The 25439-nt window shown below is 70.4% G+C and carries 25 protein-coding genes; 10 read left to right on the top strand and 15 right to left on the bottom strand.

Annotated elements, in window-relative coordinates:
- The first annotated feature begins 82 nt into the window (after positions 1-82).
- Entirely contained in the window at positions 83-1363 is a 1281-nt protein-coding gene (locus tag JJ691_RS35925; protein ID WP_249227229.1) for an MFS transporter, read from the top strand.
- 87 nt (positions 1364-1450) lie between these two features.
- Here the strand turns inward: JJ691_RS35925 and JJ691_RS35920 are convergent, their stop codons facing one another.
- Complete coding sequence (locus JJ691_RS35920; RefSeq protein ID WP_211763990.1) at positions 1451-2341, bottom strand: arginase family protein; 891 nt, start codon at positions 2339-2341, stop codon at positions 1451-1453.
- A 111-nt stretch (positions 2342-2452) separates the two neighbouring features.
- On the opposite strand from JJ691_RS35920, the gene JJ691_RS35915 reads away from it, so the two are divergent.
- Complete coding sequence (locus JJ691_RS35915; protein WP_211763989.1) at positions 2453-3358, top strand: aldose 1-epimerase family protein; 906 nt, start codon at positions 2453-2455, stop codon at positions 3356-3358.
- Between the two features lie 40 nt (positions 3359-3398).
- On the top strand, positions 3399-4613 hold the full coding sequence (locus JJ691_RS35910) for an amidohydrolase (protein ID WP_211763988.1): 1215 nt from the start codon (positions 3399-3401) through the stop codon (positions 4611-4613).
- 4 nt (positions 4614-4617) lie between these two features.
- Here the strand turns inward: JJ691_RS35910 and JJ691_RS35905 are convergent, their stop codons facing one another.
- Positions 4618-5748 carry an acyl-CoA dehydrogenase family protein gene (locus JJ691_RS35905; RefSeq protein WP_211763987.1) on the bottom strand — a complete coding sequence of 377 codons (1131 nt, stop codon included), beginning with the start codon at positions 5746-5748 and terminating at the stop codon, positions 4618-4620.
- Positions 5749-5837: 89 nt separating this feature from the next.
- Between JJ691_RS35905 and JJ691_RS35900 the strand changes: the two genes are divergently transcribed.
- The 3 genes from JJ691_RS35900 (at position 5838) to JJ691_RS35890 (ending at position 9349) form a co-directional block, all read left to right on the top strand.
- Positions 5838-6443, top strand: a complete 606-nt coding sequence (locus JJ691_RS35900; RefSeq protein WP_211763986.1) for a TetR/AcrR family transcriptional regulator — start codon at positions 5838-5840, stop codon at positions 6441-6443.
- Positions 6444-6560: 117 nt separating this feature from the next.
- On the top strand, positions 6561-7487 hold the full coding sequence (locus tag JJ691_RS35895) for a carbohydrate kinase family protein (RefSeq protein WP_211763985.1): 927 nt from the start codon (positions 6561-6563) through the stop codon (positions 7485-7487).
- A 545-nt stretch (positions 7488-8032) separates the two neighbouring features.
- Positions 8033-9349 carry a citrate synthase gene (locus tag JJ691_RS35890; protein ID WP_211763984.1) on the top strand — a complete coding sequence of 439 codons (1317 nt, stop codon included), beginning with the start codon at positions 8033-8035 and terminating at the stop codon, positions 9347-9349.
- Positions 9350-9441: 92 nt separating this feature from the next.
- Here the strand turns inward: JJ691_RS35890 and JJ691_RS35885 are convergent, their stop codons facing one another.
- A complete protein-coding gene (locus tag JJ691_RS35885) occupies positions 9442-9879 on the bottom strand; it encodes a hypothetical protein (RefSeq protein WP_211763983.1) in 438 nt (145 codons plus the stop codon).
- A 50-nt stretch (positions 9880-9929) separates the two neighbouring features.
- Here JJ691_RS35885 and JJ691_RS35880 point away from each other — a divergent pair, with 50 nt between their 5' ends.
- Positions 9930-11249: a cryptochrome/photolyase family protein gene (locus JJ691_RS35880; protein ID WP_211763982.1), complete on the top strand. Its 1320-nt coding sequence runs from the start codon at positions 9930-9932 to the stop codon at positions 11247-11249.
- Here JJ691_RS35880 and JJ691_RS35875 read toward each other — a convergent pair.
- From JJ691_RS35875 to JJ691_RS35850, 6 genes are all read right to left on the bottom strand, one after another.
- Entirely contained in the window at positions 11236-12414 is a 1179-nt protein-coding gene (locus tag JJ691_RS35875; RefSeq protein ID WP_211763981.1) for an ABC transporter permease, read from the bottom strand. The two genes, JJ691_RS35880 and JJ691_RS35875, sit on opposite strands and share 14 nt — an antisense overlap.
- On the bottom strand, positions 12411-13322 hold the full coding sequence (locus JJ691_RS35870; RefSeq protein ID WP_249227228.1) for an ABC transporter ATP-binding protein: 912 nt from the start codon (positions 13320-13322) through the stop codon (positions 12411-12413). The genes JJ691_RS35875 and JJ691_RS35870 overlap by 4 nt, the downstream gene beginning before the upstream one ends.
- On the bottom strand, positions 13315-13836 hold the full coding sequence (locus JJ691_RS35865) for a hypothetical protein (RefSeq protein ID WP_211763980.1): 522 nt from the start codon (positions 13834-13836) through the stop codon (positions 13315-13317). The genes JJ691_RS35870 and JJ691_RS35865 overlap by 8 nt, the downstream gene beginning before the upstream one ends.
- A complete protein-coding gene (locus JJ691_RS35860) occupies positions 13833-14102 on the bottom strand; it encodes a helix-turn-helix transcriptional regulator (RefSeq protein WP_211763979.1) in 270 nt (89 codons plus the stop codon). Before JJ691_RS35860 ends, JJ691_RS35865 begins: the two co-directional genes overlap by 4 nt.
- 159 nt (positions 14103-14261) lie before the next feature.
- The gene (locus JJ691_RS35855; protein ID WP_211763978.1) at positions 14262-15728 is read right to left on the bottom strand and encodes a glycerol-3-phosphate dehydrogenase/oxidase; all 1467 of its coding nucleotides are present in this window, start codon (positions 15726-15728) and stop codon (positions 14262-14264) included.
- Entirely contained in the window at positions 15725-16303 is a 579-nt protein-coding gene (locus JJ691_RS35850; protein WP_211763977.1) for a TetR/AcrR family transcriptional regulator, read from the bottom strand. The genes JJ691_RS35855 and JJ691_RS35850 overlap by 4 nt, the downstream gene beginning before the upstream one ends.
- Before the next feature lie 16 nt (positions 16304-16319).
- On the opposite strand from JJ691_RS35850, the gene JJ691_RS35845 reads away from it, so the two are divergent.
- Entirely contained in the window at positions 16320-17948 is a 1629-nt protein-coding gene (locus JJ691_RS35845; protein ID WP_211763976.1) for an FAD-binding oxidoreductase, read from the top strand.
- 9 nt (positions 17949-17957) lie between these two features.
- Positions 17958-18911 (top strand): N-isopropylammelide isopropylaminohydrolase, encoded by a 954-nt coding sequence (locus tag JJ691_RS35840; RefSeq protein WP_211763975.1) that lies wholly within the window; start codon positions 17958-17960, stop codon positions 18909-18911.
- A gap of 54 nt (positions 18912-18965) precedes the next feature.
- Here the strand turns inward: JJ691_RS35840 and JJ691_RS35835 are convergent, their stop codons facing one another.
- From JJ691_RS35835 to JJ691_RS35810, 6 genes are all read right to left on the bottom strand, one after another.
- Positions 18966-19979, bottom strand: a complete 1014-nt coding sequence (locus JJ691_RS35835) for an NADP-dependent oxidoreductase (protein WP_211763974.1) — start codon at positions 19977-19979, stop codon at positions 18966-18968.
- 230 nt (positions 19980-20209) lie between these two features.
- On the bottom strand, positions 20210-20575 hold the full coding sequence (locus tag JJ691_RS35830) for a hypothetical protein (RefSeq protein ID WP_211763973.1): 366 nt from the start codon (positions 20573-20575) through the stop codon (positions 20210-20212).
- Entirely contained in the window at positions 20572-23352 is a 2781-nt protein-coding gene (locus JJ691_RS35825) for an FtsK/SpoIIIE domain-containing protein (RefSeq protein ID WP_211763972.1), read from the bottom strand. Before JJ691_RS35825 ends, JJ691_RS35830 begins: the two co-directional genes overlap by 4 nt.
- 20 nt (positions 23353-23372) lie before the next feature.
- Positions 23373-23624: a hypothetical protein gene (locus tag JJ691_RS35820; RefSeq protein ID WP_211763971.1), complete on the bottom strand. Its 252-nt coding sequence runs from the start codon at positions 23622-23624 to the stop codon at positions 23373-23375.
- Positions 23625-23627: 3 nt separating this feature from the next.
- Positions 23628-23870 carry a hypothetical protein gene (locus JJ691_RS35815; protein ID WP_211763970.1) on the bottom strand — a complete coding sequence of 81 codons (243 nt, stop codon included), beginning with the start codon at positions 23868-23870 and terminating at the stop codon, positions 23628-23630.
- A 185-nt stretch (positions 23871-24055) separates the two neighbouring features.
- Complete coding sequence (locus JJ691_RS35810; protein ID WP_211763969.1) at positions 24056-24886, bottom strand: hypothetical protein; 831 nt, start codon at positions 24884-24886, stop codon at positions 24056-24058.
- Between the two features lie 64 nt (positions 24887-24950).
- Here JJ691_RS35810 and JJ691_RS35805 point away from each other — a divergent pair, with 64 nt between their 5' ends.
- Entirely contained in the window at positions 24951-25388 is a 438-nt protein-coding gene (locus JJ691_RS35805) for a Uma2 family endonuclease (RefSeq protein ID WP_249227227.1), read from the top strand.
- Positions 25389-25439 lie beyond the last annotated feature (51 nt).

Here is a 25439-nt window from a genome sequence, read left to right as displayed (position 1 = left end):
AGGACCTCACCCGCCCGTGACGGGTCACGGGCGGTGACAATCACACGGTGCAGGGTCGTTAGTTATCCTAAACTAACGACCCGTGACGGCTGCTGACACGACCTCGCCCGCCAAACGCGGCCTGCTGGCCAAGCTGGTGCTGGACACCAGGCCGCTCAAGGTGCTCCCGTTCCGTCGGCTGTGGCTGTCCACTGTGATCACCGCCGTCGGCAGCCAGCTGACCGCGGTCGCGGTGCCCAAGCAGGTGTACGACATCACCGGCTCGTCCGCGTACGTGGGCGTGGCCGGCGCGGTGGCGCTCGTCCCGCTGCTGGTGTTCGGCTTATGGGGCGGCGCAGTCGCGGACGTGATGGACCGGCGCAAACTGCTGCTGATCAGCAACGCCGGCATCGCCGTGGTCTCCGTGCTGCTGTGGCTGCAAGCGCTTGCCGGCCTGAACTCCGTGACGGTCGTGTTGGTGCTGCTGGGTCTCCAGCAGGCGTTCTTCGCCGTGAACATGCCGGCCCGCAGCGCCTCCATCGCCCGGCTGGTGCCGCTGGAGATGCTGCCGTCGGCCAACGCGCTGGGCTCCACGGTGCAGTCCTTCGGCGCGGTGCTCGGACCAATGCTGGCCGGGGCGCTGATCCCCGTGTTAGGACTGTCCACCTTGTACCTGGTCGACGCCATCGGCCTGACGGCCACGCTGTGGGCGGTGTGGAAGCTGCCCCCGCTGCCGCCGCTGGACGGCGTGCGCCGCACCGCCGGACTGCGCTCGGTGATCGACGGATTCCGTTACCTGTCAACGAAGAGCGTGCTGCTCGCCTCGTTCCTGGCCGACATCATCGCGATGGTGTTCGGCATGCCGCGGGCGCTGTTCCCGGAGATGGCCGAGCGGACCTTCCACGACCCGGCCGGCGGCGGCCCGGCGCTGGGCTGGCTGTTCGCCGCCATCCCGCTCGGGGCTCTGCTGTTCGGGCTGTTGTCGGGCTGGCTGTCACGGATCACTCGGCACGGCGTCGCGGTCTGGGCGGCTGTGGCGGCCTGGGGCGTGGCGATCATCGGGCTGGGTCTGTCGCAGTCGCTCTGGCTGGCGGTCGTGTTCCTGGCCTTGGCCGGCGCGGCCGACATGGTGAGCATGGTGTTCCGCGGCGCGATCCTGCAGTCCGCCGCTACGGACGAGATGCGGGGACGGATGCAGGGCGTCTTCACGGTCGTCGTTGCCGGCGGCCCTCGGCTCGCCGACGTGCTGCACGGCACCGTTGGCGCGGCAGTCGGCACCTCGTGGGCAGTCTCCGGTGGCGGTGTCGCCGTGCTGATCGCGATTGCCATCGCGGCGGTTGCCCTGCCGGCGATGTGGCGCTACCGGGCTGCCGCAGCCGCCTGAGACGAGATGCCACATGCGCTTCCCAGGTGGCATCAGGGCGCAAGTGGGAAGCGCAGGTGACAGAAAGCGTGACGCCGGGGGATCGGGTTAGGACACTCGGGGTGCCAGGCCCCGGGCGAGGGTGTCGACCAGGGCCTTGGCATAGGCGCCGTCCGGGTCCAGGTCGGGGTCGAAGATCGTCACTTCCACGCCGAGGCAGCCCGGCGCGACGGTCAGCCCGGCCAGCAGCTCGGCCAGTTCGGCGTGGTCCAGACCCTCGGGCGCGGGGGCGTCCACGCACGGCATGACGGCGGGGTCCAGCACGTCCACGTCGAGGTGCACCCAGAAGCCGTCCAGCTCGTCGAGCCGCCGCCGGGCCCACTCGGCCGATTCGGCGGCGCCGGCCTTGCGGATCTCCAGGGCGGTCCGGTGGCCGATGCCGCAGGACGACAGCTCGCCCCGGGCCTCGTCGTCCTCGCGGATGCCCAGCACCACCACGTCGGCGTCCTCGAACAGCCGGGAGGCCAGGTCGGCCTGGCCGCGGCCGGTGGCCAGGGCCAGGTCCTCGCCGGCGGCCGCGCCAACATCGCCGGAGTTGCCGGGGTGTCGGAAGTCGCTGTGCCCGTCGACGAAGGCCAGGCCGTAGCGGCGGCCCTCGGCGAGGGCCCGTTCCCGCAGGGCCAGGCCGGTGCCGAGCAGCACGGTGCAGTCGCCGCCGAGCACGAGCGGGAAGCTCTGACCGATCAGGCCGGCGACGCGGTCGGCGAGCCGGCGGGCGTAGGAAGCGATCCCCGAAGCGTGGAAGACACCGTCGCCGGGCTGCCATTCGCCCAGGTCGTAACGCGGTGCGACGAGACCCCCGGCGTCGGCCGCGGCGAGGCGGCCGAGCAGGCCGGCCTCGCGCAGCGCCGCGGGCGCCTTCGCGCAGCCGGGCACCACTCCGGGCGCCGGTGGGCGCAGGCCCAGGTTCGTCGGTGCGTCCACGATGCTGATCGCCACGGACACAACCCTAGATACGCCGGTCGGGTGAAGCCGAACCGTGTTGAGTTCGGCCCCGATCGGTGAGCCGATCGTTACGACTTCCCGCGTCGGACCTCTAAGCTCGCACGGGTGAGCGGTCCCACTGGCGCCCAGTTCGAGATCACCTACGGCCGCGCCCGCGCGGTCGTCACGGAAGTAGGCGCGGGCCTGCGGACCTATGCGGTCGCGGGCGTCGACTACGTGCAGAGCTATCCCGACGACACCTACCCGCCGATGGGCGCGGGCGCGGTGCTCGTGCCCTGGCCCAACCGGGTGCGCGGCGGCCGGTGGCCGTTCGAGGGCGGCACCCAGCAGCTGGAGCTGACCGAGCCGGAGCGGCACAACGCCAGCCACGGCCTGGTCCGCAAGCACGCCTGGCAGGTGATCAACCACACCGGCTCGCTGATCTCGCTGGGCATCGACGTGCCGGCCCAGCACGGCTGGCCGGTGCCGCTGCGAGTGACCATCAGTTATGCCCTGGACGCGGACGGCCTGACCGTCACGCACGGTGTCGCCAACGTGGGCGACCGGCCGGTGCCGTTCGGCGTCGGCATGCACCCGTACCCGAGGGCCGGCAACTCGGCGCTCGACGACTGCACGCTGCACCTGGCCGCGACCACGAGCCTGCCGCTGAGCCCGGAGACGATGACCCCGGACGGCCCGCAGACCCCGCTGGCCGGCACCGATCTGGACTTCACCCGGCCCAAGGCGCTGCGCGGCGTGCGCCTGGACCACGCCTTCGGCGGCTGCGAGCCGGGCGCGGACGGCCTGGTCCGGCACCGGCTGACCGGCCCGGACGGCGGCGTCGAGGTGTGGGCCGACCCGGCCTTCCGCTGGGTGCAGGTGTACACGCCCGACGACTTCCTCGGCCGCGGCCGTGCCGTCGCCATCGAGCCGATGACCTGCCCGCCGGACGCCCTGAACTCGGGCACCGACCTGATCACGCTGGCCCCGGGCGAGGCGTGGTCTGCGCGCTGGGGACTGCTGCCGCGATAACCGCTGTTCACCCCGTCCGAGACCGTTAGCATTGCGAACCATGAATGTGGCGATCACAGGCGGATACGTGGTGCCGGTCGACGGCGACCCCATCGACGGCGGGACAGTCCTGGTCATCGACGGGCGGATCGCCGCCGTCGGCGCGGACGCCGACGTCGACGTGCCCGACGAGGTGCCGGTCGTGGACGCGGCCGGCTCCTGGGTGCTGCCCGGCTTCGTCGAGGCCCACGGCCATCTCGGCGTGGCCGAGGAGGCCGAGGGCTGGGCCGGTGACGACACCAACGAGATGACCGACCCGGTCGGGGCCCGGTTCCGCGCGCTGGACGGCATCAACCCGGCCGACCTGGCGTTCGCGGACGCGCTGTCCGGCGGCGTCACCACGGCGGTGATCAAGCCCGGCTCCGGCAACCCGATCGGCGGCCAGACGGTCGCGGTCAAGTGCTGGGGCCGGACCGTGGACGAGATGGTGCTGCGCGAGCCGGTCAGCGTGAAGAGCGCGCTGGGCGAGAACCCGAAGCGGGTCTACGGCGACAAGAACGTCACGCCCAGCACCCGGCTCGGCGTGGCCGCGGTGATCCGCGAGGCGCTGACCAAGGCCCAGGACTACAAGGCCCGCCGGGAGGCGGCAGCGGCCGAGGGTAAGCCGTTCGACCGCGACGCCACCAACGAGATCCTGGTCCGGGTGCTGGACCGGGAGCTGCCCTGGTGCCAGCACACGCACCGGGTCGACGACGTGGCCACCGCGATCCGGCTGGCCGAGGAGTTCGGCTACCGGCTGGTGATCAACCACGGCACCGAGGCCCACCTGATCGCGGACCTGGTGGCGGAGAAGAACATCCCGGTGATCATCGGCCCGCTGTTCACCAGCCGGGCCAAGGTGGAGCTGCGCAACCGGTCGCTGCGCAACCCGGGCATCCTGGCCCGGGCCGGCGTCGAGCTGGCGATCATGACCGACCACCCGGTGGTGCCCATCCACTTCCTGGTCCACCAGGCCACGCTGGCCGTCAAGGAGGGCCTGGACAGCGACATCGCGCTGCGCGCGATCACCGCCAACCCGGCCCGCATTCTCGGTCTCGACGACCGGGTCGGCTCGCTCAAGCCCGGCCTGGACGGCGACATCGTGATCTGGTCCGGAGATCCGCTGGACGTCATGTCGCGAGCGTTGCGCGTGTTCATCCAGGGCCGCGAGGTCTACCAGTTCGACGAGAACAGCGGCGAGGGCGTCACCGTCGACCCGTTCTACCGGGAGCGCTGAGCCGCTAGCCGCGGGCCAGGTGCCGGCCGATCACCATGCGCTGGATCTGGTTGGTGCCCTCGAATATCTGCAGCACCTTGGCCTCACGCATGTAGCGCTCGGCGGGGAAGTCCCGGGTGTACCCGGCCCCGCCGAGCACCTGCACGGCGTCGGTGGTCACCTTCATCGCCGCGTCGGTGGCGACCAGCTTGGCGATCGAGGCCTGGCGGCTGAACGGCAGCTTGCGATCGCGCCGGCGGGCGGCCTCCAGGTAGGTGGCGCGGGCCGACTCCACCGCGGCGGCCATGTCGGCCAACAGGAACTCCATGCCCTGGAACTCGATGATCGGCTTGCCGAACTGCTTGCGCTCACGGGCGTAGTTGACGGCCTCGTCCAGCGCCGCCTGGGCCAGACCGACCGCGCAGGCGGCGATCCCGAGCCGGCCGGAGTCCAAAGCGGACAGTGCGAACTTCAGACCGCAGCCCTCGTCGCCGATCCGGCGCTCGGCCGGCACCCGGACGCCGTCGAAGCGCAGCTGCGCCACGGGGGATCCGGTCAGGCCCATGGTGCGCTCGCGCTCGGCGGCCGACAGGCCCTCGCTCCTGCCGTCGACCAGGAAGCACGACACCTCGCCGGTGCGGGCCATCACCGTGTAGAAGTCGGCGACGCCGGCGTGCGTGATCCACGCCTTGGTGCCGTTGATGACGTAGTCGTCGCCCTCGCGAACGGCCCGGGTGGTCATGCCGGCCGGGTCCGAGCCGGCCTGCGGCTCCGACAGCGCGTACGCACCGAGCAGGTCGCCGCCGATCATGTCGGGCAGCCAGCGCTCGCGCTGCTCGGCACTGCCGAAGGTGGCCAGTGGGTAGCAGGACATGACGTGCACCGAGATCGCCTCGGCCACCGTGAGCCAGTTCGAGGCGATCTCCTCCAGCACCTGGAGGTAGACCTCGTACGGCTGGCCGCCGCCGCCGAACTCCTCCGGGTACGGCAGGCCGAGCAGCCCGGTCTTGCCCAGCAGCCGCAGCGTCTCCCGCGGGAACCGCCCGGCCTCCTCCTCGGCCGCCGCGTGCGGGGCCAGTTCGTTCCGGCCGATGTCCCTGACCAGCTCGATCAGGTCCTCGGCCTCGGTCGTGGGCAGCAGGCGCTCGGCGGGCATGGCTACGCTCCCAGGTCGTGGTGAGTACTGAAAACAGTACTCCAGGACGTACTGGAGTACTACTGGAGAGTTTGTGGCAGTCTCCACACATGACCAGGTCCGAAGTCAGCGCGCGGCCGAGCCGCCGCACGCTCACCGCGCGCCAGTCCGATCTGCTCAATCGGCTGGAGCAGCTGTTCCTGGCCGAGGGCTTCGGCGCGTTCACACTGGACGACCTGGCCGCCCGCATGCGCTGCTCCAAGTCCACCCTGTACGCGCTGGCGCCGAGCAAGGAACAGCTGTCCGTACTGGTGGTCAGCCACTTCTTCAGGAAGGCGACGTCCCGCATCGAGGCCCGTATCGCCGAGGTCGAGGATGTGCGGGCCCGCATCGGCGAGTACCTCTCGGCCGCCGGTGACGAGCTGCGGCCGGCCGGCCGGGAGTTCATCGGCGACATCGCAGCCTTCCCGCCGGCCCGGGCCGTCTACGAGCTCAACGCCCGCGCCGCCGCCGCCCGCATCCGCTCGCTCATCGCCGAGGGTGTGAAGCAGGGCGCGTTCCGGGACGTGCACGCCGCGCTGGTGTCGGAGATGGTCGGCCTGACCATCGAGCACATCCACCTCGGCGTGATCGCCAAGCGGACGGGTCTCTCCGACGCCGAGGCCTTCCAGGCGCTGTCCGAGTTCCTGCTCGGCGCCCTGGCCCCGCACGCCTGACCCCGATGCCGGGAAGGGGGCTTTCCACGCATTCAACGCAGGGAAAGCCCCCTTCCCAGCACCGGCTCGGCCGCCTAGCATGGGCCCGTTTGTGACAACGTTGACAAAGGGGTGCGCGTGATCGTCGTCGCTGGTGAGGCGCTGGTCGACCTGGTTCCGACGACGGGCGGTGCACTGCTGCCGCAGCTCGGCGGCGGCCCGTACAACGTGGCGATCGCGGCCGGCCGGCTGGACGCGCCGACGGCCTTCCTGTCCCGAGTCTCCACCGACGCCTTCGGCGACGCGCTGGTCGCCCGGCTCAAGGACGCCCAGGTCGATGTGAGCCTGGTGCAGCGCGGCCCCGAGCCGACCACGCTGGCCGTCGTCGGCCTCGCGCCGGACGGCTCGGCCCGCTACGGCTTCTACGTCGAGGGCACCGCCGACCGCCTGGTCACCGATCCGGGCCCGCTGCCGGCGGCCGCGCAGGCGGTCTCCTTCGGCACGCTGTCGATGGTGCTGGAGCCGGGCGCCTCGGTATACGAATCCTTGCTGCGCCGGGAATCCGCGAACGGCCGGCTCACCGCGCTGGACCCGAACGTCCGCCCGGTGCTCATCCCGGACGCCGACGCCTACCGGGCCCGGTTCCGGTCCTGGCTGCCCGACGTCGGCCTGCTCAAGGTGTCCATCGAGGACGCCCAGTGGCTGGCCGGCGACGCCGACGCGATGGACGAAATCCGCCAGTGGCAACAGATCGGGCCGGCCGCGGTGGTGATCACGCGCGGCGGCGACGGGCTGGCCGTGCTGTCGGGCGCCGGCCAGCTCGTCGAGGTGCCGCCGGTCCGCGTCGACGTGGTGGACACGATCGGCGCGGGCGACACGGTGCAGGGCGCGCTGCTGGCGTGGCTGCACCGTCACGGCAAACTGTCGAAGGACGCGGTCAGGTCGCTGACCGACCAGGAGTGGCGGGCGGCCCTGGCCTTCGCCGGAGCCGCCGCCGCGATCACCGTTTCACGCGCCGGGGCCGAACCGCCACGCAGCGCGGAATTGAGTCACCAGCAGTGGTGACAGTGCCACCACCACGTGCCGAGGGAAACGCCCACGCCCAAGCCGAGCACGATCATCCCGAAACCTCCGCCTCGTGTGCAGAAATTGATTTCGAAGAAACGCGGCCGCTGGAACAAAATTAACCTGGGGACAACGGCTCGTGGCGACACGAATGTGTCGAGCTGCCGTCACGGGACGTGTCGGTAACCCCCACGGGCGGTGTGCGTGACCACCCTGGCGGCGCAGCCGGCTGGTCCGTACGGCGGAAACCGTCCCGGGTGCGGTCGGCGGCCGGGACCGGGTCCGGCGTGTCCCGCGCCACGGTGCCGGCGTCGATGTGTCCTTATCGTGACCCGGAGGGGTTCGGACATCGTGTGATACCTGTCCCATCGCACGCAGCAGCACGCCCGCCGCGCTGTGCGGCGGGCCCGTGGACTACTAGCGTGGCGGGTGACAGGACCCCAACGGGGCGGTGCTGCGGTGCGGTCACCCCGGTTCCGTGCGCTCGCTCGACACCTTCGCTGTGAGCCCAGCGGCTGCCCCGTCTGAGCGTGAGAGGGATTTTGATGCCCGACGCGACGACTGCGCCGAATACCGACCTCCGTACCGTCGCGCTGCGTTATGCGGGCGGAGAGCACGAGATGTCCGTGTCGCTCCCGACAGAGGGCGCACCGGGCATAGATCTCGGTAAACTCCTCGCGAAAACCGGGATGGTAACCCTCGACCCCGGTTTCGTGAACACCGCTTCATGCTCCTCCGAGATCACCTACATCGACGGCGACGCCGGCATTCTGCGTTACCGTGGTTATCCGATCGAGCAGTTGGCGCAGCGGTCCAACTTCATGGAAGTCAGCTACCTGCTCATCTACGGCGAGCTCCCGACGCAGGCCCAGGTCGAGGAGTTCAGCCGCCAGATCAGCCGTCACACCCTGCTGCACGAGGACCTCAAGCGGTTCTTCGACGGCTTCCCGCGCGACGCGCACCCGATGCCGGTGCTGTCCTCGGCGGTGTCCGCGCTGTCCACGTTCTACCAGGACAGCCTCAACCCGTTCGACGACACGCAGGTCGAGATCTCGACCATAAGGCTGCTGGCCAAGCTGCCGACGATCGCGGCCTACGCGTACAAGAAGTCGATCGGCCAGCCGTTCCTCTACCCGGACAACAAGCTCGGCCTGGTGGAGAACTTCCTGCGGATGACCTTCGGCCTGCCGGCCGAGGACTACGACGTGGACCCGGCTCTGGTCCGCGCCCTCGACCTGCTGTTCATCCTGCACGCCGACCACGAGCAGAACTGCTCCACCTCCACGGTGCGGCTGGTCGGCTCGTCCGAGGCCAACCTGTTCGCCAGCATCTCCGCCGGCATCAACGCCCTGTTCGGCCCGCTGCACGGCGGCGCCAACAGTGCGGTGCTGGAGATGCTGGAGAAGATCCGGCAGGACGGCGGCGACGTCGACGCCTTCGTGCGCAAGGTGAAGAACAAGGAGGACGGCGTCCGCCTGATGGGCTTCGGCCACCGGGTCTACAAGAACTACGACCCGCGGGCCGCGATCATCAAGAAGACCGCGGACGAGATCCTGGGCAAGCTCGGCGGCGACGACCAGCTGCTGGAGATCGCCAAGAAGCTCGAGGAGACGGCCCTGGCGGACGAGTACTTCGTCTCGCGCAAGCTGTACCCGAACGTGGACTTCTACACCGGCCTGATCTACCGGGCCATGGGCTTCCCGACCAAGTTCTTCACCGTGCTGTTCGCGCTGGGCCGGCTGCCCGGCTGGATCGCCCACTGGCGCGAGATGATGAAGGACCCGGCCACCAAGATCGGCCGCCCGCGCCAGCTCTACATCGGCGAGGCCGAGCGCAACTTCGTGCCGATCAACGAGCGCTGAATCGATCGCTGAACCGGTCACGGACCTGGGTGAAAGGACCATTCCTGACGTTGAACGTCAGGAATGGTCCTTTCCTGACGTCGGGGGGTTGACTAGCGGGGGTCGGTGTGGTGGGGGAGGGACAGGGCCAGGAGGGTGATGGCCAGGCCGGTCCAGTGGGCCTGTTGGGCGACGGTGCCGGTGGTCAGCACGCCCAGGGCCAGCGCCAGGCCGAACAGGACGATCCAGAGCAGGCGGGGGCGGCTGATCAGGGAGACGCCGACGTGCCTGGCGGCGGACAGGCTGCACAGGATCGCGACCATCAACTCCAGCACCGGCAGGAACGGGTCGAGCGCGACCACCGGCCAACGCACCGGTGCGACATCGCCGATCCGGGTGAGGGCGGTCAGTGCGGCCCCGGGGTCGAGCACGAACGCCCCGCTGGCCGTGATGGTGACGAAGTACGTGAAGAAGGCGCTGACCACGCCGCCGAACAGGCCGAACAGTAGGCCCGCGGTGGAGTGTGTGTACACCGTGCGCCGGTCGCCCATGACCCTCCCCGCTGTGCGACTGTGACGCCATCACCGTAGCGTCGTAGGGCATGACCCCGCCTGCGATCATGTGGTTCCGCCGCGACCTGCGCGTGGGGGATCACCCGGCGCTGTTGGCCGCCGCCGACGGCGGCGAGGTGTTGCCACTGTTCGTGTTGGACGATCGGCTGCTCAAGCCGGCGGGGGAGCCGCGGCGGCGTTTCCTCTACGACTGCCTGCGTGCCCTGGACCGCGATCTCAGCGGCCGACTGCACGTGGTGCACGGCGACCCGGTACGAGTGGTGCCGGAGCTTGCGGCCAAGATCGGCGCGGGCGGCGTGCACGTGTCGGCCGACACCGGGCCGTACGGTCGGGAGCGGGACGAGCAGGTGCGCAAGGCCTTGGGGGACATCGACTTCGTCCGCACCGGATCGCCGTACGCGGTGACGCCGGGACGCGTCCGCAAGTCTGACGGCGAGCCCTACCGGGTGTTCACCCCGTTCCGGCGGGCCTGGCTCGACCATGGTTGGCGCCAGCCAGCGAAGTCCGATGTGGACAGTGCGCAGTGGATGAAGCTCAAGGGTGGCGAGAAGATTCCCGCCGGCAAGTCGGAGTTGCCGGCGGGGGAGCAAGCGGCGCTGGAGGCGTGGCAGGACTTCCGCGACGGGGCCCTGGCCGACTACGACACCGGCCGGGATCGCCCGGACCGCAACGGAACCAGCATGCTGGCGGCGTATCTGCGTTGGGGCTGCGTGCATCCACGGACCCTGCTGGCCGACTTGAAGCCCGGCCACGAGACGTTCCGCTCCGAGCTGGCCTGGCGGGAGTTCTACGCCGACGTGCTCTGGCACCGGCCCAACACGGCCCGGGAGAACTACGACCGCAAGTTCGACAAGTTCGAGCACGACACCGGAAAAGCCGCGCGGCAACGGTTCGAGGCCTGGTGCGAGGGCCGCACCGGCTATCCGGTGGTGGACGCCGGCATGCGGCAGCTGCTGGCCGAGAACTGGATGCACAACCGGGTCCGCATGATCGTGGCCAGCTTCCTGGTGAAGGACCTGCACCTGCCGTGGTGGTGGGGCGCCCGGCACTTCATGCGGCACTTGATCGACGGTGACCTGGCGTCCAACCAGCACAACTGGCAGTGGGTGGCCGGCTGCGGCACCGACGCGGCCCCGTACTTCCGGATCTTCAACCCGACCACCCAGGGCGAGAAGTTCGACCCGAACGGCGACTACGTGCGCAAGTACGTGCCGGAACTGCGTGGCGTGCCGGGGAAAACCGTGCACAAGCTAGGCAAGCTGCCCGCGGACTACCCGGCGCCCATGGTCGACCACAACCACGAGCGCCGGGTGTCGCTGGACCGGTACGAGGCGGTCAGGACGTCCTGAGCGCGTCCAGCACCCGCACCCGGCCGCCGGTCTGCAAAACCGCGTTGCGGTAGATCCGTCCGGCCAGCCAGGTCACCGCGACGATCGCCGCGATCATCAGCACCACCGCCAGCACGACCTGCCACGTCGGGGCCACGCCGAGCGCGATACGAGCCGGCATCAGGGTCGGCGTGAACAGTGGGAACAGTGACAGCACGGTACTGATCGTGTTGGTGGGATTGGGAATCAGCAGGTTCACGCCGACCACGAAGGCCAGCGTCGGCAGGATGGAGATCGGCGTGATCGCCGACTGGAGCTCCTCCTGCCGCGACACCAGCGAGCCGGCGGCGGCCAGCAGCGCGGCGTACAGGAAGAAGCCCAGGACGTACCAGCCGAGCGCGCCGAGAATGGTGCCGACGGCCACCGTGGGCAGCGTGTACACGCCGCTGGTGTTGGCCAGCGTCAGACCGGCCGCGGCGATGATCGCCACCTGGATCAGGCCGACCACGCCGATGCCGAGGATCTTGCCGGCCAGCAGCTGCCACGGCCGGATCGTGGCCAGCAGGATCTCCACCACCCGGCTGGACTTCTCCTCGACCACGCCCTGGGCCACGGCCGTGCCGAAGGCCATGATGGAGATCATCAGCACCACGCCGGTCACCAGCGACAGCGCGATCCGCGACCCCTGCTCGGGATCCTGCTGCTCCAGCGGCGTCACGATCACCTTGGCGTTCTGCGCCGCGCTCACCGTGGCCGGCGGCAGCTGGGACTGGGCGATCAGGCCCTGGATCGCCTGGGCCCGCACCAACTGATCCAGCGCGCTCTTCAGCGCCGGGTCCAAACTGGACTTCACGAACGCGGTCGGCGAGCCCAGCGGCCCCTCGACCAGCACGTCCAGCTTGCCGTCGTGGACCTGCTGCTTGCCGTCGTCCTCGTTGTCAACGGTGCTGATCTGCACCTGCTTGCCGAGCTGGGCCGCCGCGGCGGCCAGCGGCTGGGACATGGCGGTGGCCTGCCCGGTCAGCCCGATCTTGGCGGCGCTCTCCTTGCCGATGAAGGTGAACAGCACCACATAGGCGGCGAGCACGGCCAGGATCAGCACCGTGCTGACCACAAAGGACCTGCTGCGCAGCCGGGTGGTGAACTCGCGGCCCGCGACCAGGCCGATCGCGTGCGTGGTGGTCACGATGCCCCCTGTTCGGTCACGACGTTGCGGAACAGCTCGGTCAGGCTCGGCCGCAGCCTGGTGAACTCCCGGACCGGACCGGACTTCAGGGCTGCGGCCAGCACCTGCTGGTCGTCGCCGTCCTCACCGAGTTCGACGGTGACCCGCCCGCCGTCGATGGCGACCACGCGGACTCCGGTCAGCCCGGTCGCCCACTCCCCGTCGGACTCGGGTGTGTCCACCACCAGCCGCACCGGCCCGCTCTCGCGCAGTTCGGTCACGCCGCCGCTGGCCACCATCTGTCCACTTCGGACGATGCCGACCCGGTCGCACAGCCGCTCCACCAGTTCCAGCTGGTGGCTGGAGAACACCACCGGCACACCGCGGGCGGCCTGCTCGCGCAGCACCTCGCTCATCACGTCCACGGCCACCGGGTCCAGGCCCGAGAACGGCTCGTCCAGCACCAGCGCCACCGGATCGTGCACCAGCGCCGCGGCCAGCTGCACCCGCTGCTGGTTGCCCAGGCTCAGCTTCTGCACCTCGTCGTCGCGGCGGGCGCTGAGCCCGAGCCGGTTCACCCAGGCGTCCGTGGCCCGGCGCGCGTCCGCGGTGGACATGCCGTGCAGCTGGGCCAGATAGACGAGTTGCTCGCGCACCTTCATCTTCGGGTACAGGCCGCGTTCCTCCGGCATGTACCCGATTTGCCTACGAGTGGCCAGATCCACCGGCTGGCCGTCGAAGCGGACCTCGCCGGAGTCGGCGGCCAGCACTCCGAGCGCGATGCGCATGGTGGTCGTCTTGCCGGCGCCGTTGCTGCCCACGAAGCCGAACAGCTCACCCGCGTGCACCTCGAAGGTCATCTGGTGCAAGGCTCGCACGTTCCCGTAGCGCTTGGAGACCCGGTCGATCTCCAGCACTCCCTCAGCCACGGTGCTCTCCTTCGGCGATCGGGTCCGGCTCGTCGTCCGGCAGCTGCCACGCCAGCAGCGCGCTCGGGGTGTTGCTGGCTAGCATGGCGAGGCTCATCAGGACCACGAACGGAGCAAGCGGCAGCCCGCCGATCGGCGTCACCGCGAACAGCACGGCGGCGACAATCATGCTCCACGTGGCAACAAGAAAACCAACGTAGCTGGAGCGGCCGCGCAGCGCGAGTTCACGTTCGTCCAACAGTCGCGCCGAGCGCTCCCCGACGTTGTTCGTGAGCACCTTGTTCAGCAACTGAAACAGGACCGTGATCAGCAGCAACGCCATCCAGACCAACAGGATGCCCGAGCCGGGGTGGCCGGCCACCGTGCTCAGGCCGATCGTGGCCAGCGCGGCGATCAGCCAGCCGATCACCACCCGGCGGCGCGTGCGGCGGTTGCGCCAGCCGGGCAGCCAGTTGGCGTACTGCTCCATGTTGCGTTCCTGTTGCGCGTGAAAGCGCTCCTTGAAGCTGTTCATGACTCCCCCTTGCCATAGACCTGGGTGGACAGCGGTTGGAACGGGGTGCGGCTGAACACCGCTTCCACCGGCAGCGAGAACACCTCGCAGATCCGGAAGGCCAGATCCAGGCTGGGGTAGTGGTCGCCGCGCTCCAGCGCCCCGATCGTCTGCGGGTTCACCTCGACCGCCTCCGCCAGCTGTGCCCTGGTGAGCCCCCGTTCCGCGCGCAGCACCTGCAGCCGATTGTGGATCGGCAGCTCTTTACCGCGCCTGACTGGACTCACAGAACGAAGTGTTGCAAAAACCCAACAGAACGTCAACAGGGGGAACGGTGGGAGAGGGAGGGGGTGTGACGGAAGTGGGTGGATGGGGAGGACGAGGCTGGAGTGTTTCGACGGAGACGCGTGAGTGGCTCAGTTGACCGCGCAAGCCAAGTGAGCCACTCAGGTGGAGAGGGGGTGGGGTAGGAGGGGGAGGGCCTGTGCGCGGTCGGCGGGGACCAGACCGATGCGGGTGCGGCGGTCCAGGACGTCGTCGGCGTCCAGGGCGCCTTCGTGGTCGTAGGCCCAGGCCACCTCGGCCTCGGTGAGGTCGCCGAAGACGGGAGCGGGGCGATCGAGGGCCACCAGTGCCGGGGCCTCGGAGCCGTACTTGGCGATGAGGCGGGCGGGGGCGTCGACAGGGGAGCGGGTGGCGCCGACGAGGGGGATGTCCTTGGTGCGGCAAGGGATTGTGGTCAGACCGGTGGCGTCGACGGCGTCGGCGGCCATCCGGCGGTAAGTGGTGAGCTTGCCGCCGACGACGGTGATCACGCCCTCGGGGGAGGTCAGCACGGCGTGCCTGCGGGAGAGGTCGGCGCTGCGGGAGCCGGCCTGTTCGATCAAGGGGCGAAGGCCGGCGTAGGACCCGATCACGTCGGCGGAAGTCAGAGGTCGTTGCAGCACGGAGGAAGCGACGTCCAGTAGGAAGTCCACATCGGACTGGGGGACGGTGGGGACATCGGGAACTGGCTCGTCGACGGGTTCGTCGGTGAGGCCGACGTAGACGCGGTCGTCGGCCTGCGGGAGGACCAGGACGAAGCGGTTGGTCGAGCCGGGAATCGGCACGGTCAAGGACGTGGAGCCGATCCGCACGGAGTCGGCGCGCAGCACGAGGTGGGAGCCGCGGGACGGGCGGAGGCGGACCGAGGGGACGAGTTGGCCGGCCCAGACGCCGGTGGCGTTGACGACGCGGCGGGCCTTGACGGAGAACTCGTTGCCGGTCAAGGTGTCCTGGACCTGGGCGCCGTCGCCGGCCAGGGCGACGACGCGGGCCCGGGTGAGGATCCGCGCGCCGAAGCCGGCGGCGGTCCGGGCCAGGGCCACGACCAGTCGGGCGTCGTCGATCAGCTGGCCGTCGAAGGAAAGCAGCCCGCCGGTCAAGCCGTCAGACCGCAGACCTGGGGCCAGGGCGAGGGTTTCCGCGGCGGAGATGCGGCGTGGGGGAGGTAGAACACGACTGGGCGTGCCGGCGGCGCGGCGGAGCAGGTCGCCGGCGCGGAGGCCGGCCATCACCAGGGAGCCGCGTTGTTTTCCATGCAGGGCAACGAGTTGGGGCAAAGCCCGGACGAGGTGTGGGGCGGTGCGGGTCATCAGGATGCCGCGCTCGACGGCGCTCTCGTACGCCAGCCCGACCTCGCCATGGGCCAGATACCGCAGCCCGCCGTGCACCAGCTTGCTCGACCACCGGGAAGTGCCGAACGCCAGGTCGTGGGCCTCGACCAGGCACACCGACAGCCCGCGCGAGGCGGCGTCGAGGGCGGCCCCGGCGCCGGTCACACCGCCGCCGACGACCAGCACATCCACGACCAGGCCATCGGCGACCTCGGCCAGTTCCCGCGACCGCCGAGAGGCGTTCAACGACGTCTTCACGGCCGCAGCGCCCCTTCCAACATCTCCGACAGTTCGTCGAAGACGGCGTCCGGGTCCAGTTCGGCGATCGCCGGTCGGACCGACAGCACGAACGACTGCACCATCAGCAGCAGCGTCCGGGCCTGCACGTCCAGGTCGCCGGGCCGGACGGAGCCGTCCTCGTGCCCGGCGGCCAGCCCGACCCGGAGGAACTGCTCGGCGATCCGCTGGGTGGCCCCGAGCCGTTCCACGACGTAGGGCAGCAGCAGTTCGGCGTCACGGTCCAGCACGGCCGCCATCAGCGGGTTGGCCAGCAGCCGGCGGACGGTGCCGACGGCCCCGCTGACCAGCCGCTCACGCCCGGTCCGGCCGGGCCCGACCTCGCCCAGCAGCGCGCCGAACTCCCTGGTCATCAGGGCCGCGACCAGGCTGCGCACGTCCGGGAAGCGCCGATAGAGCGTCATCCGGCTGACGCCGGCCTCCCGGGCCACGTCGGTCAGCGTGGTGCGCCGCACACCGACCAGCAGGACGCACTTGTGCGCGGCGTCCAGCAGGACGTCGTCCCCGACTCGGACGCTGTGACGTTGTGACGGCATGTGTAACACTGTAGCAATGGAACCGGGGATCGATCACACCCTTCGGGGCGGCTGGACGCTCGGCGAGCACGTGCTGCCCGCGCACGCGCTGCGCTGGCTGCGGGCCAGGACCGGCCTCGCCGAACACCCGACGCCGGTCGCGCCGGACTCGGTGCTGACCGTGCCGGATCCGGAGCTGTCGATCGTCGGCAGAGCGGCGCTGGAGGCGGTGGTCGGCGCGGACAACGTATTGCTGGACCGCAACGCCCGCCTCGGTCGGTCCGGCGGTATGTCCTATGTGGACCTGCTCAAGCATCGTGGCTGTGGCGACCTGGCCGTGCCGGACGCGGTGGTGCTGCCGGGCGATCCCGATGAGGTGGTCGCCGTGCTCAAGGCGTGCGCGGAGCACGACATCGGTGTGATTCCCTTCGGCGGCGGCACTTCCGTGGTCGGCGGCGTGACCGCGCTGCGCGGCGGCAAGCACGCGGTGATCGTGCTCGACCTGACCCGGCTCAACCGGCTGGTGTCCATCGACCCGCTGTCCCGGCTGGTCGTGCTGCAGGCCGGCGTGCGGGCCACCGACGCCGAACGCATGCTCGCCGCGCACGGCTTCACCCTCGGCCACTTCCCGCAGTCCTTCGAACGGGCCACCATCGGCGGCTTCGCCGCGACCCGCTCGGCCGGGCAGGCCTCGGCCGGCTACGGCCGGTTCGAGGACATGGTCGACGGCGTGCGGCTGGCCACCCCGCTCGGCGAGCTCAACCTGGGCGTCGCCCCGGCCACCGCCGCCGGCCCCGACCTCAAGCAGCTGGTGATCGGCAGCGAGGGCGCGTTCGGCGTGATCACCGAGGTGACGCTGCGGGTCCGGCCGGTGGCCACGCACACCCGGTACGAGGGCTACTTCCTGGACGGCTGGGACAAGGCCACCGACGCCATCCGGGACCTGGCCCAGCACCGCGTGCTGGCCGACGTGACCCGGCTGTCCGACACCGACGAGACCGAGGTGCAGCTGGCCCTGACCGGCGGGGTGCGGGCCGGCGCGGTCAAGACGTACCTGCGGGCCCGCCGGATCGCCGACCCGTGCCTGCTGATCCTGGGCTGGGAGGCCGGATCGGCCGGCGAGCTGGCCGTCCGCCGCGCCGGGACGCTGCGGGCGCTGCGGGCCCACCGGGCGGTGCGGCTGGGCCGGCTGATCGGGGAATCGTGGCGGCACGGCCGGTTCTCCGGGCCGCGGCAACGGGATTCGCTGCTCGACGCCGGCGTGTGCGTGGAGACGCTGGAGACCGCGACGCACTGGTCGCAGCTGAGCACCCTTCGCTCGGCCGTCCGAGGGGCCTTGCAACGTTCGCTGAACCGCGCGGTGGTCATGTGTCACGTGTCGCACGCGTACGAGACGGGCGCCTCGCTGTACTTCACCGTGCTGGCCGCGCGGGCCGACGACGACCCGATCGGGCAGTGGCAGCGGGCGAAGAAGGCGGCGTCCCAGGCGATCGCGCCGCTCGGCACGATCACCCACCACCACGCCGTCGGCACCGACCACGCCCCGTATCTGGCGGGCGAGGTCGGCGCGCTGGGCATCGAGGTGATGACCTCGGTGAAGAAGGCCCTGGACCCGACCGGCGTGCTCAATCCCGGAAAGCTGTTGCCGGCGGCCGATCGGGGTTAACCTCCCGAGATGAGTGGAGAACTGCTGATCAGGGGCGTTCGGCCGTGGCCGAGCGCGGCCGAGCTGCCCGCGGTCGACGTGCTCTGTCTCAACGGCCGGATCGACCAGATCGGCGTCGGGCTGGTCGCCCCGGACGGAGTCCCGGTGGTCGACGGCGGGGGCGGCGTGTTGCTGCCGTCCTTCGTCGACGCCCACGGTCGTTTGGACACGTTACGTCCCGGCACCACCATGATCCGGGCGCACGTGCCGGTCGCCGCGATGGACGACGCCCTGGCCCGGCGGGCCGATCTGCTCGGCCTGGTCGAGGTGCAGCTGGTCGCCCTGTCGCCGACCGGCGCGATCACCGGCATGGATGCCCTCGACGCCGCCCTGACGGCCGGCGCGGATCTGGTCGGCGGCATCGATCCGGCCCGCGTCGACCGCGATCCCGTGCGGCACCTGGATGTGGTGTTCGGGCTGGCCGACAAGCACCAGTGCGGCGTGGACATCCAGCTCGACGACCCCGGCGAGCTCGGGGCGTTCGAGCTTGAGCTGATCTGCGAGCGGACCGCCGCCCTGGACATGCGGGGCCGGGTCAGCGTCGTGCACGCCACCGCTCTGTCCACTGTGGATCCCGATCGTCAGGACGAGCTCATCGATCGCCTGGCCGAGGCCGACGTCGCGGTGGCCGCCACCAAACCGTTGCCGCTGCGCAAACTCCGCTGGGGCGGTGTTCGCGTCGGCATCGGCGGCATCGACGTGTGGGAGCTGGCCGAGGCCGAGGGCTACACCGCCGACCCGATGATCGAGATGTGCGCCGACACCGCGACCCGTGGCGGCGCGGCAGTGCTGGGCGAACGCGACCACGGGCTGGTCGAGGGGGATCGGGCGGAGTTCGTTGTGCTGCCCGGGGAAACCGTGGCCGAAGTGATCCGTGAACGCCGCGCGCCCACGGTCGTGGTGCACCAGGGGCGAGTCGTCTAGGTGAAAAACGGCCCCGACCAAGCAGGGGTTGGCCGGGGCGGTGTCGAGAAAGCGTCAGTCGGCGATCTTGACCAGCATCTTGCCGGTGTTCTCGCCGCGCAGCATGCCGAGGAACGCCTGCGGGGCGTTCTCCAGGCCCTCCACGACGGTCTCGGTGTACTTCAGCTTGCCGCCGGACACCAGCGGCGCGACCTCGCCGACGAACTGCGGCTGGAGGTCGTAGTGGTCGCCGACGAGCAGGCCGCGGATGGTGAGGCGCTTGGCGATGACCTGGGCAAGGTTGCGCGGTGCCGGGGTGGCCTCGGTCGAGTTGTAGACGGAGATCATGCCGCAGACCGCGACCCGGCCGTGCACGTTGAGGCTGTTGATGGCGGCCTCCAGGTGGTCGCCGCCGACGTTGTCGAAGTACAGCTCGATGCCGTCCGGAGCGGCCTGCGCCAGCAGCTCGGTGACCGAGCCGTCCTTGTAGTTGAAGGCGGCGTCGAAGCCCAGCTCCTCGGTCAGGTACTTGACCTTGTCGGCGCTGCCGGCGCTGCCGATGACCCGCTTGGCCCCCTTGAGCTTGGCCAGCTGCCCGACGATCTGGCCGACCGCGCCGGCCGCACCGGACACGAAGACGGTGTCGCCCTCCTTGAACTCGCCGGAGCGCAGCAGACCGGCGTACGCGGTGAGGCCGGGCATGCCCAGCACGCCGAGATAGGTGCTGATCGGGGCGGCCTGCGGGTCCACCTTGACCGCGGTCTTGGGGTGCAGGACCGCGTAGTCGCGCCAACCCTGGAAGTGCAGCACGATGTCGCCGACCGCGAAGCCCTCGACGTCGGACTGGATGACCTCGCCGACCGCGCCGCCCTCCATGACCTTGCCGACCTGGAACGGCGGGCTGTAGGACTTGACGTCGTTCATCCGGCCGCGCATGTACGGGTCGACGCTCATGAACAGGTTGCGGACCACGAGCCGGTTCGGCTCGACCACCAGCGGGGCTTCCGCGAGCTCGAAGGTCTCCTCGGTCGGCCAGCCGTTGGGCCGGGCGGCGAGCCTGATCTCGCGGACGGTGGTCGGCACAGACATGGCGAAGCCTCCATTTTCGAGACTGATCAGTTCAGTAATTGGTGTTCACTACTGCCAACACCTTGGACCCAACGGGCTGTTCCCGCGAGTGGCGACGGTCACGGTATGAGCGTCTCCAAGACCTACAAACCCGCCGCACGAGGTCTTCAACGACCCCAAACCCGGCGTCACGTTTGGGGTCGTTGAAGACCGTCCGAACCCGGGTTTGTGGGTCTTGGAGACATGCGTGCTTATCGGCCGAGGAGGCCCTTCTTGCGGATGGCGTCGATCAGGGCCAGCTGGGTCTTCTCCACCTCGGCCTCGTAGAACTCCAGCGGTCGTGGCGGCACGTTGGTGTCCGGGCGGGGGATGGGCGTCACCTGCATCCAGCGCTCGTTGAACAGCTCCCCGACCGCCTGCAGCCACAGCTCGTCGATCCGGGCCATGCTCTGGTCGGCCCGGGTCAGCATCTCGTTGGTGGCGGCCATCGCGTCGTCCAGCCGGGTGGTGACCACCACGCCGCGCTCGGCGTCGTGCTCGCGCATCTCCTGCACGGCGTCGCCGATCCAGCCGATGATCTCCTTGTAGCGCTCGACGGCGCCGATCGCGTCGGTCAAGGCTGCTCCCCATCGGTGTCGAACGGGATGACCACCTGCGGCCGGGCGTGCTCGTACCGGTCGAAGAACAGGCCGCGGCCCGGTCGCGGCGACCAGGTGATCAGCTGGCCGGGGGCGTAGGCGTTGAGGTCCTGGCCCTGCACGTCGAAGCCGACCCAGGCGCCGATGTCGTCGGCCGACGCGCCCATCATCAGCAGGTTCTTCAGCCGCGCGGGGCTGCGCCACCAGCCGATCAGGTGGGTCCGGTGCTCGGGGCCGCTCTTGAGCACCTGCCGAAAACTGTCCACACCGGACACCCGGGTCTCCGGATCCTTGGTCTCCAGCACCGAGTTGGCCGCGTCCATGCCGTACAGCACCAGATAGTGCGGCACCGGCTGGTCGAGCACCGCGCCGGACAGCCGCTCCTCCAGCTCCTTGGCCACCACGGCCAGGTGCTGGCGGATGCCGTCCAGGCCGACCTGGGTCACGTCGTGCCCGAAGCCCCGCAGCCGAGCGGTCAGCGCATCCGCCGCCGGCATCGCGTCGTCGATCATCGGGGCCACGGTGAACCGGGCCTGACCGGGAACATGCTGCCGGGCCAGGGAAAGCGCCGCCGCGGCCAGCACGCTGGTCGATTCCTTCAGCACGGAGCCGAAAACGGCCACGTTGCGGCCGGGCGCGCGGGCCAGCGACACCCGGGCCGCCCGGTCCTCGACGTCGATGACCTGTCCCAACAGGACGGTCGGCGCGCGGCCGGAAACCGGCTCCAGCGCCCGGAAACCGGGCATGTCGGCCAGCACCGGCACCCGGTTGCCGTCGAACAGCCGCGGCACCGACAGGTCGGCCGGCTTCATCTCGAACAGCCGCGCCTGCACCCGGTCGAAGGTGCCGCGCCCGGTGGCGTCCGGCACCCGGGCGATCTCGTTGCCCTGCTTGACTCCTGACTCGTGGTTGACGATCGCGTGCCAGCGGGGCAGGTCGATCGCCTCGGTGTTGCCGTCGGTTAGCACCCGCCGCGCCTTGGGCAGCGCGACCCGCACGGTGAACTGCTCGAAGATCGCCGGCTTGCCCCAGAACGCCTCGATGCTGGACACGTCCTGGCTGGCCAGTACCATGTGGATGCCCTGCGACCGGCCGCGCCGGGCCACGTCCTCCAGCAGTGACACCGCTTCCCGGGTCACGGCGTCCTTCTCCGCGAACAGGTACTGGAACTCGTCGATCACCGCGATGATCCTCGGCCAGCGGCCGTCCGGGTCCTCGGCCCGCAACTCCTCCAGCTTGGTGACCTCGTGCTGCTTGGCCGCGTCGGCCCGGCGGCGCATCTCGTCGGCCAGGAAGCGCAGCAGCGCCACGCCGAACTCCCGGTCCTGGTTGACGTTCACGCCGACCAGCCGCGCGTTTGGCAGCCACGTCGGGTCCTTGCGGCCCGGCGCGAACTGGGCGAAGGACACGCCCTCCTTGAAGTCCAGCAGGTACAGCTCCAGCTCGGCCGGCGAGTAGCGGGCCACCAGGCCGCCGAGCATGGCGTACAGGAAGTTCGTCTTGCCCGAACCGCTCGGGCCGCCGATCAGCACGTGCGGCGAGCTGTCCCCGATGGTGATCGGCACGGCCACGCCGTCGCGGTGCCCGATCGGCGACTGCACGCCGGAAGAGGACTGGTAGGACCAGAACCGCTCGGGCAGCAGCTCCTCGAACGTGCACACCCGGCTGCGGCGTTCCTCCAGGGCGGCGGCGATCGTCGCGCACGCCCGCGGCACCATCTCCCGCGGCAGCACCGGATCCACGTGGAAGGTGGCGTGCTCGCCGGACATCGTGGTGCGCCACGGCCGGTCGTCGAACAGCTTGACCGTCTCAATAGGACTGTTGACGGTGATCGGGACGTCCACCAGCACCAGCTGCACGCCGGCGGCCAGGCCGTTGCGGGCGATCCGCTGCAGCTTGTGCAGCTCCTCGTCCTTGAGCGCGTCGGGCCGGCCGAACAGCACGGCGATCCGCCACGGCTCGGTGCGCAGCCCGGCGTCGGACTCCATGGAGCGCAACGAGTCGTGCCCGCCGACCAGCACGGTGGTGTGCACCTTGCGGATGTGCTCGGCCAACTCGTCCAGCATCTCGCCCGGGCGCGCCGGGTCGTGCACGGTGAGCAAACCGGCCCGGGTCAACGGATACAGCCCGGGCAGCGAACCCGTGAGCTGGCCCACATCCCAGACGTGCACGTGCACCAGGCCGGGCTGGAAGTGGCTGAGCACCCGCAGCAGCAGCGACTCGACCAGGTTCTCGGCCTGCGGCCGGCTGCCCGAGGACGTGAAGATGGCCAGGTGTGAGCGGTCGAGCAGCGGCACCGCGACCGGGAACGACACCGGCACCGGCGAGCCGGTGGCCACCGCCGTGCCGATCCGCCACAGGGCCGGCACCGGGCCGCGGCCATCGACCGTGCCGATCTGGCCCAGCCAGTTCTCGTAGTCCTCGGACGCGCTGCCCGGGGCCTGTTCGGCGACCAGGTCGGCGAGCGCCCGTGGACCGTTGTTGGTCCACTTGGCGAAGGCCTGCTCCCAGTCCTCCTTGGCCTGGGACACGATCGCCGCCAGGCGCGGATCGGTGAGCGAGTCGGCGTAGTCCGGATCGCGCAGGGCCTGGTCGATGCCCCGGGCCCGCAGGTCCTGCTCGAACGTCTCGCGCGCCTGCTGCACGGCGGCCACGTCGTGCGCCCGCTTGGCGGCGCCGCGAGCCGCGGCGACCGCGTCGTGGAAGGCGGCGAACGCGTCCTGTATCCGTTGCCGGCGATCGTTTCGCCTGTTCAACGCCCACCTCTACGGTCAGTTCACAGGCGACCGGAGAACCGTTCCACGGCTTCCATGACGCCCAGCAGCAGCGTCAGCTGCTCCCCTGCATGGTCGCACGCCTTGGTCAGTTCCGGGGGCACAAGTGAACGGGGGTGCATCCGGCTGGCCTCGGTGAGGATCGCGTGCGCCTCGGCCAGCCGTTCACAGGCCTCGCTCAGCTGCTGGTGAGCGGTCCGGAGATGGTCGCCGACCAGCGCCATGCAGGCCTGCACCTGCTCGACGGACGCCACCGGTCACAACCGGCCGGCGTAGGACTCCGCGTTGCTCATCGCGGCCATGACCGCGTCCCGAGCCTCACCGATCTTCTGCAGCGCGTGGGTGAACATGTTGTTCACGTCGCTGGCCTCGGACTGGTTGCTGCCCTGGGCGGCTTCCTGGAAGGCCTGTTGCGCCTGTCCGATCTGGGTTTCTGCTTCCTGCAACGCCTGGGCACCGCGCTCGGCCTGCTCCTTGGCCAGACCGATCTGGCCCCTCACCTGCTCGACGCTAGCCATCGCTGATCCGGTCCCTCCCAGTAACGTGACTGCCCGACCGTGCAGTCCGACGCACCCGAACTTAGTACTGTCACACGACGATTACACAACCAGGATCGGCTGATCGAGCGAAGTTGAAGCGCATTAGTGTGGACGGTCGGCCCACTGTGTCGCTCCACTGTAGACGATCAACTTCCGGGCTCCCGCCAGACCGGGGGCTCGTCCTCGGTCGGCCAGGCCACCTCGGTCTCCACCCGGTCCGCGACCAGCTCCAACGACGTGATGCCGGAGGTCGGCCGGAGCAGGTCCAGCCAGCGCTGGGACACCGTGCCGTCGGGTCTGAGCTCCATCGGCGACCACTCCGGACGGCCCAGCGCCTCGGCCGCGTCCGTCACCGCCTGTTGCGGCGGCTGCGGCCACCGGCCCAGATCGAGATGCACCGAGACGCCGTCGCCACCCTGCGTGACCTCGGTGATGGCCGCCTCCTCGGTGACCCGGCTGGCCAGCGCCCGCGCCTGCCACTGCGCGCCGGCCGGATGCTGCACCGCCACGTCCACCCGCAGCCGAAGCCGGGTCGTGTGCTCGGCCGGGGTCGGCTCCGGGGCCTTGGGCTCCTCGTAGCTGGCCGGCTGGAACGGGGCCTGCTCCGACCACGCCTCCACCAGCAGCCGCTCCGCGCCGGCCACCAGCTTGCCGATCAGCTCCGGGTCGTCCAGCACCGTCCAGGCCGTCGGCGGCTCGCAGCACACCCTCGGCAGCGGCGAGTCCGGGGCCAGCTCGCGCACGAACGTCCGCACCGACCGGGCCAGCGCCGCCGCGTCGTTGTGCACCTGCACCGCCGGCAGGTCCTTGCCGATCGTCACCGACCAGCAGCCGGGTTCCTCGTCCGAGCAGTCCGCGGCCTCAACGACCCGGCCGCCGATCCGGTCCACGAGGTCGCGGCAGGCGTCATGGGCCTGTCGCTCGTCTTCGGCGCTGACCACCACGGAGATCAGCAGCCTGAGGTCCTGCTCCACCATCGCCCCCGATTGTCCCCCAGGCGCGGGACGGGCGATGTGTGAGGGTGGGTGGAGCAGGGCGGGATTGACGCCGCGTCCGTGGCGGGTGATCACCCGTCCGGGCCGGGGCTGCGTCGGGATCTGCGTCGTCGCAGCTCCGGTACCCTGGAGCGGCGAGGAGGAAGCTGGCTATGACCACCTGAGCCTCGATGTCGTCGTGTTCGACGCTGGTGTGCCGCTGACGACACGGCCGGTGTCGGGGTCGGCGGTCCTGCTCGCGGTGGAGGTCGTGTCGCGGGGTTCTCGCCGCGAGGACCGTGGAGCGAAGCCGCTGGCCTACGCGGAGGCCGGTATCCGCCACTACTGGCGGGTGGAGGGCCCGGCCAGCGGTGCGACGGCTCTGGCCGTGCACACCTACGAGCTGGACGGATCCGGTGAGTACAAGGCGACCGGCGTGTACGACCACACGCTGACGGTCGACCTGCCGGGCACTGTGCGGATCGATCTGCTGTCGCTGTCCTGAGCGGACCTCGGATTCACCTGGAACGCGGCTATTCCCTCTGTGTATAGTTCG

This window comes from Kutzneria sp. CA-103260 (assembly GCF_018263855.1).
GTDB lineage: Bacteria > Actinomycetota > Actinomycetes > Mycobacteriales > Pseudonocardiaceae > Kutzneria.
Note: the sequence above shows the minus strand (reverse complement) of the source record. Positions and strands in the feature narration are given on the sequence as shown.